The organism is Streptomyces sp. GESEQ-35 (genome assembly GCF_017948485.1).
Taxonomy (GTDB): Bacteria; Actinomycetota; Actinomycetes; order Streptomycetales; family Streptomycetaceae; genus Streptomyces.
The window spans coordinates 32,014-44,462 of the sequence record NZ_JAFFSX010000010.1 but is presented as its reverse complement, the minus strand read 5'-3'; the positions used below and the strand labels follow the sequence as shown (position 1 = coordinate 44,462).

Below are 12,449 nucleotides of genomic sequence, written 5' to 3'. Positions count from 1 at the left end.
GTCAACGGCCTGGCGGTGGGGAGTGCAGCGAGGGTTGGGCACTCTTGCACAGCTCGCCGACGCCGTGATCGAGGTCCCGACGGCCAGTACCCGCCAGTTCGGCGGCACGCTGTTCGAGCAGAGCGCGCTGCTGCTCCTCGATGCCCTGATCCTGGACCTCAACGCGGGCGACTCGCATGCCTACGCTGTGATGGAATCAGTCAGAAGTTGCTCGCACCATATTGTTTTTCCTGAACGGTTGTGCCGGGTACCCCAGCGCTGGGTCAGCTGGGCCACCAGGAGCAGGCCGCGCCCTCCCTCGTCGAAGATACGTGCTCGGCGGAGATGGGGAGCCGTGCTGCTGGTGTCCGAGACCTCGCAGACCAGTGATGTGTCCTTGATCAGGCGCAGATGGACGGGGGGAGCTCCATAGCGGATCGCGTTGGTGACGAGCTCGCTGACGACGAGTTCGGTGACGAAGGTCATTTCCTCCAGACCCCAGGTTTCGAGCCGGTCGGTGGCCCAAGAACGGATGCCGGAGACGGCGGCCGGGTCCGTCGGCACATCCGTAACGGCGACCTTGTCCTCGTGCAGAGCACGAGTGCGGGCGATCAAGAGGGCTACGTCGTCGTCGGGAGGTCCGGGGAGCAGACCGTCGAGAACAGCGTCACACCGTGACTCCAGCGAGGCCGCGGGCTTGGCAATGGCTTCTCGCAGTCGTTCCAGCGCATCATCGACGTCCGTGGCACGCAGATCGATCAGTCCATCGGTGTACAGGACGATTTCGCTGCCCTCCGGCACACGCAGCTCGGTGGTCTCGAAAGGCAGCCCGCCCAGGCCGATCGGAGGGCCCACCGGGACGTCGACGAAGGCAGCGGTGCCGTCCGGGGTGAGGAGAACGGGGGGCGGATGGCCGGCGCAGGCAAGGGAACAGGTCGTCGAGACGGGGTCGTACACCATGTACGTGCACGTCGCCCAGGTGTCCGAGACGGGGACTTCGGCCGAGTCCCCGTCTTCCGTGTCTGAGAGGTGCGTGACCAGGTCGTCCAATTGCGTGAGCAGCTCGTCCGGGGGCAGGTCGACGTCGGCGAGGGTGCGGACCGCGGTGCGCATGCGGGCCATCGCGGCCGAGGCATGGAGGCCATGCCCCGCCACGTCGCCGACCACCAGGGCGACCCGCGCTCCAGACAGCGGGATCACGTCGAACCAGTCGCCTCCGACACCGAACTGGGAACTCGCCGGCAGGTACCGGAACGCGGCTTCCAGCGCGGACTGATGGGGAAGCTGCCGGGGAAGCAGGCTGCGCTGCAGGGCGAGCGAGACGTTGCGTTCCCGGGTGAAGCGCCGGGCGTTGTCCAGGCTGACCGCCGCTCTCGTCACGATCTCCTCTGCGAGGCGGAGATCCTCCTCCTCGAACGGTTCATCCCGGGATCGGCAGAACACCGTCACCCCGAGGGTCACGCTCCGCGCCCGTACGGGTACCAGCAGCCAGGAGCGGAACGCGTACTGTTCAGCCCTTGCCGCGCGCAACGGGTCGTCGGCGAACCACGCGGCGATGTCGGAGTCCATGGCCCGCAACAGCACGGGCCGTCCGGCGGCCAGGCAGCGGGCCGGAGGCGAGTGCCCGGGATAGATGTCGATGTCGCCCAGTTTGACCACGGCTTCGGGAGCGCCGTCGCGGACGGATTGGTGAGCCATCCGGCGCAGCACGGCACGATCGGTGACCGGGCCCGGCTCGTCGCCCTGGAGCAGGGGCTCCAGGAGATCGACGCTGACGAAGTCGGCGAGCCGTGGGACGGCGACATCGGCCAGTTCCTGTGCCGTTTTCCGTACGTCCAGCGTGCTGCCGATGTGGGTACTGGCTTCATTCAGAATGGCGAGTCGCTGGCGATACAGGTGCTGCTCGGTGACGTCGCGGACCGTGACACATACCCCCAGCGTCCGTCCGGCCCGACTGCGCAGGACTGAAGCGTCCGCCGAGAACACGTGATCGTGGTCCGGGTCGGCCGGGGTGCGTCCCCGGATCGTGAAGCCCTCTACGGGGGTGCCCGTCCTCAGTACCTGCCGCATCCGCTGTTCCCACCGCTCGGTGTCCGGGCCTGTCAGGACATCTCTGAGTTGCCTTCCGCGGCGCTGCTGTTGCGATATGCCGACCATGCTGCTCATCGCGGCATTCTGGCCAACGAAGCGGAGTTCGGTGTCGTAGACGGTGAGAGCCACCGGCGAATCCCTGAACAGCCAGTCCAGCACGGCCGAATCGTCGAGGCCGACCGGCGCTCCCTCCGGTTCGGCCGGGACCAGTAGCCACTCCGTGCCACGTCCGCGCCCGAGAGCGTGCGTGCGCACCAACAGCGTCAGCGGATGGTGCTTCCGGTATCGGAAGGTCAGTTCGCCCGTCCAACCGTCCCGGGCCTGCGGGAGTGGCCCGTCACCGTCGGCGAGGAGGTCTCCCACCGGCCGTCCTACGACCTCTTCGGGGGCGTACCCCAGCAGCTGCGCGGCACCTGGGCTCCACCGGGTCACCGTACCGGCGCCGTCCACGGTGACCACGGCGGCATTCCGAGCGGGCGATGACCACGGCTGGTTACGGCCGTCTCCGGCGGCGGCTGAGTTGTTCATCGCAGCGTGCCTCGCTTCCTCGCTGATCCCGGCACCTGGTGTCGACCGTTTGTCGGGGACGGACCGCAACGTCTGTGGACAGTCCGCCGCAGAGAGAAGAAACGCATGGATGTACTTTTCCATCAGATTACCGTCCGAAAGTCACGGATGTCCCGAATAGCGCGTGCGGCGATCTCCTGTGGCCGACACATCGGCTGCGGACGCGAGGTTCCACACTGCGATGCCCGGCCCTGAGCCCTTCGCCTCCCCCGGCCGCATGACGGGCGTGCTGTGCTGCGCAGTAGGGGAAACCTTTACACCGGGAAAGGTTCTTCCCACGCGAATTCCCCGATACCAGGGTTGTTCCGGACCCCTCGGATTCTTAGTCTCATTGGAAAGACACCTTCGGGATTCGAGGAATCGCCCATGGCTTTCCCGCGCGACCGGGTGATGAGCACTCTTACCCGTTACCTGCAGTTGTGTGATGTTCCAGGCCCGGACGGTGCGGAGGGGGGCGAACTCGGCGATCTGTTCACGGACGACGCGGTCTGGGAAGGCGGGGGCCGGAAGTACGGTGAGAAGTTCGGCCGCACTCAGGGCCGGCAGCCGATCATCGACATGATTTCGGCGTACCTGCCGCCGCACAGTCACTTCCAGGAGAATGTGCACCTGCTCTTCCCTGGAACCATCGAGCTCAGCGACTCGACAGCCCGGGGAAGCTGGTTGATGCAACAGCTCTCACGTTATGAATCGGGCGCTGCCGAGATGATGGTGGCCAGGCTGGACGTGACCTTCCAGCTGGACGAGCGGCGGGCGCTGATCCAGCAGTTCCGGACCGAGCAGCTCTTCAGCGCTCCGCTGGCGAGGTGAGCGCAGTTGTTGTCTGCGCAGGGAGAACAGAGAGCGATGACCGACTTGGACGGCGGGCACACCACCTTCCTGACCTGCTATGACGACCTGCACGGCTACGGCTGGCATCATGTCGACCTCTTCGTCCACGACGCCGCGGGCCGGGAGATCAACTGGGTCCACTGGCAGGTCGCCGAGGACGGGCCGGACGCCGCCGACCGCGAGACCGCCCATGTCGAGCCGGCGCTGCGCCGGACCAGCGAGTGGGAGCATGGGATCAGGGCGGACGGCAGCAGCTACTGGACGGCCCGAGCGGCGTGGGACGAATGAGCCGGAGATGATGACCATGAGTGCCCCTTACACATCCCCGGTACCGCAGGCCCACCAGACGTCGCCGGGTCCGACGGACCGGCACCCCCCGGGCGGCGTCGTCTACATCATCGACGACGATCAGGAGTTGTGCAGGTCACTGGCCTGGCTGTTGGAGTCGGTGAGGATGCGGTCGCATTGCTTCACGGACGTGCAGACCTTCCTTGAGTCCTACGACCGGGACCAGCCCGCCTGCATGGTGCTGGACGTACGCATGCCGGAAGTGAGCGGCTTCGAACTGCAGGAGATCCTGAACCGGGCCGGATCAGTCATCCCGGTCATCTTCGTGTCCGCCCACGGCGACATCAGGATGTCGGTGCGGGCCCTGCAGAACGGGGCCGTGGACTTCCTGGAGAAGCCCTACGATCCTCAGCACATGCTGGAGGTCGTCCAGCAGGCGTTGCGAACCGCGCAGGAACGGTTCGCCTTGGCGGCCGGACACCAGCGGCTCCAGGCACGCCTGGCCGGCCTCAGCCTGCGTGAACGCGAGATCCTTCGTCTGGTGATCGACGGCGTGCCCAGCAAGAACATCGCGACCCGATTGGGGATCAGCGCCAAGACCGTCGATGTGCACCGCACCCGCATTCGGGAGAAGGCCGGCGCCGAGAGTATGGCGACCCTCGTCCGAGACGTGCTTCAGGCAGGTCTCGACCTGCCGTCCCAGTGACACGGATACGGAGCAACGGTGTGGCCGACCTCGAACCCGACGACTACCGGGAACTCGTCCAGGCGCTGAAGTACTGCGTGCTGCTGCACGACGCCAGGACGTACGACATCCTCTGGGCGAACAAGGCCGCCTGCGAACTGCTGGAGTGGACGGTCGACGAGCTCAAGCCGCTCAAGGCGCCGGACATGAGCAAGAACGCACAGCAGTACAGCCGCGAACTCGGACACCGCTGGCTACGCCGGGCGGTCGACCACGGGGTGAGCGCCACCGAATGGTGTTACCGCTCCAAGAGCGGCGAGGAGATCCTGACCGAGGCCATCGCGATCCGGGTGGAGCTGCCGTCCCGGCCGATTCTGATGGTGCAGTTCCGCGACATCGCCGAGGAGAAGGCCACCCAGCGGGACCTGTTCCGGACCGAGGGCCGGATGCGGGCGTTCCTGGGCAGTCTCGCGGAGGGCATCGTCGTCCTCGACGGCGACGGTGTGGTGGCGTTCGCCAGCGAGTCCGCCGCCAAACTGCTGGACGCGGACGTCGCCGCGCTGACCGGATCGGACTTCGCCCGCTTCTGCCATCCCGAGTCCCGGACTGTCCTGGCGCAGAGCATAGAGAAGACATCCAAGGGCGCACCTCCCCAGGATTCGCGGTACCGGCTGGCCGCGCCCGGCGGCGAACCCCGGTGGTACGCGGGCACCTGTCAGTACATCGACATCGAGAGCGACCTGCGCGGACATCTTCTGCTCTTCCATGACATCTCCGACCGGGTGCGCGCCGAGGAGGAACACCGCCGGGACACTCAGTACCTCAACCACCTGGCCAGGTACAACGCGATGGGGGACATGGCGATGGCCATCGCCCACGAGGTCAGCCAGCCGCTCGCCGCCGCGTACAACTTCATCGAGGGCGCCCGCAGCAGGCTGGGCGAGTCCGACCTCGCCGATCACGAGCAGGTCGCCTGGGGGCTGGAGAACGCCAAACGCCAGATCGAGCGATCGAGCCAGATCCTCAAGAGCCTGAGGCAGTACGTCGTACGGCTCGAACAGTCCGAGCAACTGATCGACCTCAACGCGATCGTCAGGGACTGCCTGTACTTCATCGACCTGCAAGCCCAGCAGCATTCCGTCGGCCTGGTCCTCGATCTGACGGCCGAGCCGCTGCCGGTGCGCTGCGAGAAGGTCCTCATTGGACAGGTCGTGATGAATCTCGCCTTCAACGCCATCGACGAGATGGCGCGGTGGCCGGTGGAACAGCGCAGAGTCGAACTGGCCACCCGGAGCACACACGGGTATGCCGAACTGACCGTACGCGACTACGGACAGGGCCTCTCCATGGTGCCGGGGGGCAAGGTCTTCGACGGCGTTTTCACGTCGAAGGAGAACGGAAACGGCATCGGCCTGGCCTTGAGCCACCGCATCGTCACCCGGCACCGAGGCCGCATCGAGGCCACGGAGAACACTCCTCACGGAGCGACCTTCTCCTTCGCCCTCCCCTCGGCCTGAGCATCAGGTTCCCGTAAAGGATTCTTTATCCCCTTAGGGAAAACCCGCAGCTGCGTGGGTGGAACCCTGATTGCGTGCCATTCCGGAACGGAAATAGCATCCCCGGCATCATCGGAAAGTGGAAACTCTCGGTGTTTCCACTCACTGCAATCCAGGCAATCCGCTGCCCACGCCATTGCGTAGTCCAGCGCTGCTGCCGCAATACCGGCGTTGAACAGCCTCACTGGAGTCGGGAGCCACACGTGACCCAAGAACCCGTCACCGAGGAATCGGTGATCGAAGAATCACAGGACCGGCAAGCCGGTATGCAAACTCTCGATGGAGCCGTACGAGAGGCGCTGGAGAACATAGCGGCGAAGCGGATCAGGCTGGTGCTCACCTTTTCCGCCGCGGTGTGTCTCGTCTTCTTCCCGTTGCCCGTCCTCGGCCAGTTCACCTCGGCCCTGGACGGTCTCGCCTTCGGCGGGCTGACCTGGGCATGGGTATTCGCGTTCCTGCAGTTCGTCGTCGCTGTCCTGGTGGCGGCCCGCTATGCCTCGCGCGCCGCCGGCCTCGACAGAGCCACGGCCGAAGCCCTCCAGAAGAAAGGCTGAACGGCCATGGACCTCGTCTCCGCCGGCATGTTCCTCACCCTGGTGCTGATCACCCTGGGCATCACCTACGCCGCCAATCGCCGCAGCAGTTCGGCTGCGGACCATTTCGTCGCAGGCGGTCAGCTCACCGGGCGGCAGAACGGCATCGCCATCGCGGGTGATTACATTTCCGCGGCATCGTTCCTCGGCGTGACCGGTGCGATCGCGCTCGCCGGATTCAACGGCTTCTACCTCGCCGTGTTCGTCCCCGTGGCCTATGTGCTCGCCTTGCTGCTGGTCGCCGAGCCGCTGCGGAACCTCGGCCGGTACACGCTCGCCGATGTGCTCGCGGCACGGTTCCCCGGGCGTGACATCCGCACGGTCATGGCCGTCAGCACGGTCGTGGTGAGCACCCTCTACCTCGTCGCGCAGTTCGTGGGCGCCGCCCTGCTGGTCACGCTGCTTTTCGACATCGACTACACCGTCGCCGTTCTCGTCATCGGCGGTCTCACCACCGTCTACACCCTGCTGGGCGGCATGCTGGCGACGAGCTGGATCCAGATCGTCAAGACCACGCTGATGATGGCGTGCACGGCGGCGCTGTTCGTGCTGGTTCTGTACAAGTACGACTTCAACCCGCTGGGCGCGTTCAGTGAAGCCCTGCACACTTTCGGGCAGCAGGCGGTCGCCCCCGTCCGGAGCACGCCGCTGGCCGGCTTCGACCAACTGTCCATGGTGGTCGGCCTGGTACTCGGTGTCCTGGGGCTGCCCCACGTGATGATCCGCTTCCTCACCGTCCCCGACGCCAAGGCGGCGCGGTCGTCGGCGGTCACCGCGATCTGGGTGTTCACCGCCTTCTATCTGATGATTCCGGTGATCGGCTACGGCGCTGCCATGCTCGTCGGCAAGGACGCGATCGCGAAGAAGCACCCGGCCGGGAACCTGGCAGTCGCGCAGCTCGCGGAGTCGCTGGGCGGCGGGGTGCTGCTGGCCCTCGTGGCGGCGGTCGCCTTCGTCACCATCCTCGCGGTTCTGGCCGGACTGGTGATGGCGACCACCGGCGCCATCGCACACGACCTCTACGGCCAGGTCTTCAAGCGCGGCACCGCCACCCCGCGCGGCCAGATGTACGCGGCTCGCATCGCGACCCTGGCGACCTGCGGGATCGGGATCATGGTGGCGCTCGCGGCCCAGAACCAGAACATCGCCTTCCTGGCCTCACTGGCCTTCGCCGTGGCGGCCAGCGCCAATATGCCCGCGCTGCTGCTGACGATCTACTGGCGGCGTATGACCGCAAGGGCTGTGATCAGCGGAATGGTGGTCGGGCTGGCGGTCTCCCTGGGCATCATCCTGCTCAGCCCGGCGCTGAACGGACCCGACGCGGTGCTCGGTTTCTCCAACCCCGCCCTGGTGTCGGTGCCGCTCAGCCTGCTGGTCTCGGTGGCGGTCGCCCTGCTGTTCCCCGCCCGCGGTGAGGCGGCCGACCGCGGCCGGGCGACCTTCCTCGCCATGCGTCTCAAGGCGCTGACCGGGTACGACTCCGGTTCCCGTCCTGTCGAGCAGCCTGCGGTCGCTGCGGGTAGCACGGCCGCCGGCTGACCGAAGGGACGGAGTGGTGAGCCGACGCCCTGCCGGGCCGGACCCGGCAGGGCGTCGGCTCGACAGGCGGCTGCGCCACCAGCGTCGAGCACGGCCGCGGCCCGAACGACGACCGTGCGATCCGGCCGGCAAAGAGCGTACGGGAAATCCCCTACACGAAGCATCCAAGTCCCAATGGTGGGAGCGGATCCGCCGCACATAACGTGATGACAAGGCGGAGGAAAGAACTGCCCAGAAATGCGAGGAGAGCCTCTCATGACGCAGACGCTCGATCAGGTGTTGGCCCTGGTGGCCGAGCGGCGCTCTGAATTCGAGGAAAAGCGGCACGTCCCGCGGGATGTGATCTCTGAATTCAAGAGTGTGGGTATCTACCGGGCCAGCACCCCGAAGCTGTTCGGCGGCGACGCCTTGCCTCCCGCCGAATTCCTTCGCCTCATCGAGCGGATATCGATGGTCGACGGCTCGGCAGGCTGGGTCGCGAGCTTCGGCTCGTCCTCCGTATACCTGGCCGCACTTCCCCTGGAGACACAGGCGCGGCTGTACGCCGACGGGCCCGACGTGGCCTTCGCGGGCGGTCTTTTCCCGGTACAGGAGGCAGAACTCGTCGAGGGCGGCCACCGGGTCTCGGGCCGGTGGAAGTTCGCCAGCGGCTGCATGGGCGCGGACCTGCTCGGCGTGGGCATCAAGGCAGGTGCGGACAGGGCCGGCCGGCCGCTCACCGCCGTGCTGCGGCCCGACCAGGTGGAGATCGCCGAGAACTGGGACGTCATCGGCATGCGGGGCACGGGTAGCCACGACCTGGTGGTCGACGGTGTCGTCGTACCGGAGGACTGGACGTTCGTCCGCGGCGGAGAGCCCACCGTCGACGAACCGCTGTACCGCTACCCGACCATCCCGTACGCCGCGCAGGTCCTTGCTGTCGTCGGCCTCGGCGTGGCCCGCGCCGCGCTCGACCTGTCCATCGCCGACGGCGGCCGGGCCGGCTACACCGGCGCGCCCAAGCCCGCCGAGCGCGCCACCTACCGCATCGCGGTCGGCCAGGCCGAGGCGCAACTCCGTTCGGCGCGCGCCTTCTTCTACGAGACGACGGAGGAGACCTGGGCCACGGTGGCAGCGGGAGATTCCGCGACCACGGAGCAGGCCAGTCTGCTGCGGCTCGCCTCCGCACACCTCGCCAAGACCTCCTTCGAGGTCGTACGCGTCGCGTACCAACTGGGCGGCATCGCCGCCATCGCCGACGGCAGCCCCATGCAGCGCTACCTGCGCGACGCCTCGGTCGTACCGCAGCACGCCTTCCTCCAGGAGGGCATGTACGACGGCGCCGGCGCGGTCCTGATGGGCGTCCAGCCCTTCCCCGGCTACCTCTGAAAGGCAGGAAACCCATGTCCGACGCACCACTGCGGGTGCTGTTCTGCATCGGCGTCAACCAGAACTTCTTCGACCTTCCGACCGGTCAGGGCAAGTCAGTCTGGGACGGCTTCACGACCATGCTCACCCAGCTGTACGAGCTGCCCGGCGTCACGGTCCTCGGCACCGTCGACGATGACCTGCACATGGTCGGCCCCTCCGACTCCTGGCCCTGGACGTGCTACGTCCTCGCCGACGTCGTCGACCAGCCGACCGTCGCCGCGGCCTGCAACCTCTTCCGCACCGTCCAGGTCGGCGACCACGGCCTGTGGCGCTACATGAAGATCGAGGCGCGCGTCGGCCGGCCGCTTCCTGAGCCGGAAGTGGCCCGATGAACCCCGACGTCTCCTCCCTGGTCGAGTCCGACCGCGTGGCCGGGACTCTCTACACCGACCCGGCCCTCTTCGAAGGCGAGATGGACCGGATCTTCCACCGCACGTGGGTGTGGGTGGCACACGAGAGCGAGGTCGCCAAGGCCGGCGACTTCAAGACGGCGTGGGTCGGCCGCCGACCCGTCATCGTCAGCCGGGACCGCAAGGGCGGGATCAACGTCCTGCTCAACCGATGCCGCCACCGCGGCGCCAGCGTCTGCGAGACACCCAAGGGCAACGGCAACGGCTTCACCTGCCCGTACCACGCCTGGTCGTACGCCCTGGACGGCACCCTGCGCGGCATCCCGTACCCCGAGGGCTACGAGGACGTCGTCGAGAAGAAGGACATGCCGCTGCAACGGGTCAAGGTCGGCACGTACGCGGGCATGGTCTTCGCGAGCTTCGACCACGACATCGAGCCGCTGGAGGACTTCCTCGGCGGGGCCCGCCTGTGGATCGACCGCTTCATGAAGCAGGGCGCCGGCTATCCGATCAAGGTGCAGGGCGAGCACAGGTTCCGCTTCCGGGGCAACTGGAAGATCCAGCTGGAGAACACGACCGACTGGTACCACTTCCCGATCGTGCACCGCTCCTGGATGTCCTCGGTCGACGCCGAGACCGCGAGCATGCTGTCGATCATGACCGACGAGACCGCGGTCACCCATGCCCTCGGCAACGGCCACAGCGTGTCCGTCTCCGTCGCCGAACACGTCGACCTGGACGTCGACGACGGTACCGAGAAGCTCCAGGACCGCTTCAGCCATGTCGTCGAGGAGCTGTCCAAGGACCTGCCTCCGGAGCGGGTGCGGCGGATCGTGCGCTCGATGCACGGCGCGGGCTTCAACCTCAACCTGTTCCCGAACGTGGCCATGTCGATGTCGTTCTTCCGCGTCCTGCGTCCGGTCTCGGTCGCGGAGACGGAGATCCGGCACATCGCCCTCGGCCTCGACGGCGGCCCGGAGATCGTCAACCGCGAACGACTACGCATCCACGAGCACTTCCAGGGCCCCTTCGGCTTCGGCAGCCCCGACGACGCCGAGGCGTGGAACCGCGTCCAGCGCGGCGTGGCCGGCGGCACGGACATGCCGATCCTGGTCAACCGCGGCCTGGGCCGCGAGAAGCCGAACGACTTCGGGCAGCCCACCTCCCACGCGACCGACGAGACCGGGATGCGGGAGGCGTACGCGATGTGGAAGAGGATGATGACCCATGCCAAGTAACGCCCCAGGCACGGCGATTGACGAGGTCGCGGAACTCCCGCTCGACGACCCCCGTGCCCTCGCCGCCGTGTCGCTGATCTGGCGCGAGGCTCATCTGCTGGACGCCCGACGTTACGAGGAATGGGACGGACTGTGGTCCGAGGGCGGCGAGTACGTCGTCCCCATCGACCGCGAGGCGACCGACTTCGCCTCCCGCCTCAACCTCGTCTACGACGACGACCGTATGCGCCGTATGCGTATTGAGCGCCTCACCGGCGGGTTCTCCATCTCGGCGGCGGCCGCGGCCCGTACCGTCCGCTCGGTCTCCCGGTTCGTGGTGACGGGACGCGAGGAGGACGCGATCGAGGTCTGCTCCGCGCAGATCCTGGTCGGCTACAAGCGGGAGGAGACCTTCGTCCTGGCCGCCGACGTCACCCATCGGATCGTGTTCGGTGCGGACGGGCCGCGCATCTCCCGGAAGATCGTGCGGCTGGTCAACTCCGAGGACGCCGTCACGGCGTCGGGGTTCCTGCTGTGAGCCCGCACGAGGAGGAGATGCCGCACGTCGCGCTGGTGACCGGGGCGGCCGGTGGTCTGGGTGCCTGCATCGCGGGCCGGCTCTACGACCGGGGTTACCGCGTCGCGCTGACCGATCTGGACGAGGAGGCCGCGGTCAAAGCGGCGGCGGGCCTCGATCCGGAGGGCGGCCAGGCGGTCGGGCTGGCGCTGGACGTTCGCCACAAGGACGCCTTCACCCGGGTCCGCGACCACCTGGTGGAACGCTGGGGCGCGGTTCATGTGCTGGTCAACAACGCCGGGCAGTCCAAGGTCGAAAGGCTGATGGAGATCAGCCCCGAAAGCTTCGAGGCGGTCGTGTCGACCAACCTCAACGGCACCTTCTACGGCTGCCAGGTGTTCGGTGCCTACTTCGCCGAGCGCGGCTACGGACGCATCGTCAACATCGCCTCGCTCGCCGGCCAGAACGGCGGCACGGCGACCGGCGCCCACTACGCCGCGGCGAAGGGCGGAGTGGCGACCCTGACGAAGGTGTTCGCCCGCGAACTCGGCCCGAACGGGGTGACGGTGAACGCCATCTCGCCGGGACCGCAGGACCTGCCGGTGGTCCGCGCGATGGTTCCGCCCGCCCAGCTCGCCGCGATCGAACAGGCCATCCCCGTACAGCGGTTGGGGCGCCCCCGGTTCATCGCCGACATGGCCGTCCTGCTCGCCTCCGAACACGCGGACGCGGTCACCGGAGCCTGCTGGGACGCCAACGGCGGCCTGTACATGCGCTGACAGCGCCGTCGGCGCGTCAGCTCCACACCCGAACCCGAAGGCAGACG

13 protein-coding genes are annotated in these 12,449 nt (G+C 67.4%); 11 read left to right on the top strand and 2 right to left on the bottom strand.

Annotated features, from left to right (window positions below):
• Window position 1: 1 nt before the first annotated feature.
• Together KCH87_RS20735 and KCH87_RS20730 are read right to left on the bottom strand one after the other, a co-directional pair.
• Window positions 2-178 carry a hypothetical protein gene (locus KCH87_RS20735; RefSeq protein ID WP_210587668.1) on the bottom strand — a complete coding sequence of 59 codons (177 nt, stop codon included), beginning with the start codon at window positions 176-178 and terminating at the stop codon, window positions 2-4.
• A gap of 2 nt (window positions 179-180) precedes the next feature.
• Window positions 181-2,598, bottom strand: a complete 2,418-nt coding sequence (locus tag KCH87_RS20730) for a SpoIIE family protein phosphatase (protein ID WP_210587667.1) — start codon at window positions 2,596-2,598, stop codon at window positions 181-183.
• A 405-nt stretch (window positions 2,599-3,003) separates the two neighbouring features.
• On the opposite strand from KCH87_RS20730, the gene KCH87_RS20725 reads away from it, so the two are divergent.
• The 11 genes from KCH87_RS20725 to KCH87_RS20675 all read left to right on the top strand — a co-directional run bounded on the left by KCH87_RS20725 (window position 3,004) and on the right by KCH87_RS20675 (window position 12,402).
• Window positions 3,004-3,447, top strand: coding sequence for a nuclear transport factor 2 family protein (locus tag KCH87_RS20725; protein ID WP_210587666.1), 444 nt, complete (start codon window positions 3,004-3,006; stop codon window positions 3,445-3,447).
• Window positions 3,448-3,483: 36 nt separating this feature from the next.
• Window positions 3,484-3,756, top strand: a complete 273-nt coding sequence (locus tag KCH87_RS20720; protein ID WP_210587665.1) for a hypothetical protein — start codon at window positions 3,484-3,486, stop codon at window positions 3,754-3,756.
• 16 nt (window positions 3,757-3,772) lie between these two features.
• On the top strand, window positions 3,773-4,462 hold the full coding sequence (locus tag KCH87_RS20715; RefSeq protein WP_210587664.1) for a response regulator transcription factor: 690 nt from the start codon (window positions 3,773-3,775) through the stop codon (window positions 4,460-4,462).
• A 20-nt stretch (window positions 4,463-4,482) separates the two neighbouring features.
• The gene (locus KCH87_RS20710; RefSeq protein ID WP_210587663.1) at window positions 4,483-5,958 is read left to right on the top strand and encodes a PAS domain S-box protein; all 1,476 of its coding nucleotides are present in this window, start codon (window positions 4,483-4,485) and stop codon (window positions 5,956-5,958) included.
• Window positions 5,959-6,200: 242 nt separating this feature from the next.
• Window positions 6,201-6,551 carry a DUF485 domain-containing protein gene (locus tag KCH87_RS20705; protein WP_210587662.1) on the top strand — a complete coding sequence of 117 codons (351 nt, stop codon included), beginning with the start codon at window positions 6,201-6,203 and terminating at the stop codon, window positions 6,549-6,551.
• A 6-nt stretch (window positions 6,552-6,557) separates the two neighbouring features.
• Window positions 6,558-8,129, top strand: a complete 1,572-nt coding sequence (locus KCH87_RS20700) for a cation acetate symporter (protein WP_210587661.1) — start codon at window positions 6,558-6,560, stop codon at window positions 8,127-8,129.
• 255 nt (window positions 8,130-8,384) lie between these two features.
• On the top strand, window positions 8,385-9,497 hold the full coding sequence (locus KCH87_RS20695; protein ID WP_210587660.1) for an acyl-CoA dehydrogenase family protein: 1,113 nt from the start codon (window positions 8,385-8,387) through the stop codon (window positions 9,495-9,497).
• A gap of 14 nt (window positions 9,498-9,511) precedes the next feature.
• A complete protein-coding gene (locus KCH87_RS20690; protein WP_210587659.1) occupies window positions 9,512-9,871 on the top strand; it encodes a hypothetical protein in 360 nt (119 codons plus the stop codon).
• Complete coding sequence (locus KCH87_RS20685; protein ID WP_210587658.1) at window positions 9,868-11,127, top strand: Rieske 2Fe-2S domain-containing protein; 1,260 nt, start codon at window positions 9,868-9,870, stop codon at window positions 11,125-11,127. The genes KCH87_RS20690 and KCH87_RS20685 overlap by 4 nt, the downstream gene beginning before the upstream one ends.
• Window positions 11,117-11,644 carry an aromatic-ring-hydroxylating dioxygenase subunit beta gene (locus KCH87_RS20680; protein WP_210587657.1) on the top strand — a complete coding sequence of 176 codons (528 nt, stop codon included), beginning with the start codon at window positions 11,117-11,119 and terminating at the stop codon, window positions 11,642-11,644. The genes KCH87_RS20685 and KCH87_RS20680 overlap by 11 nt, the downstream gene beginning before the upstream one ends.
• Window positions 11,641-12,402, top strand: a complete 762-nt coding sequence (locus KCH87_RS20675) for an SDR family NAD(P)-dependent oxidoreductase (protein WP_210587656.1) — start codon at window positions 11,641-11,643, stop codon at window positions 12,400-12,402. Before KCH87_RS20680 ends, KCH87_RS20675 begins: the two co-directional genes overlap by 4 nt.
• Window positions 12,403-12,449 lie beyond the last annotated feature (47 nt).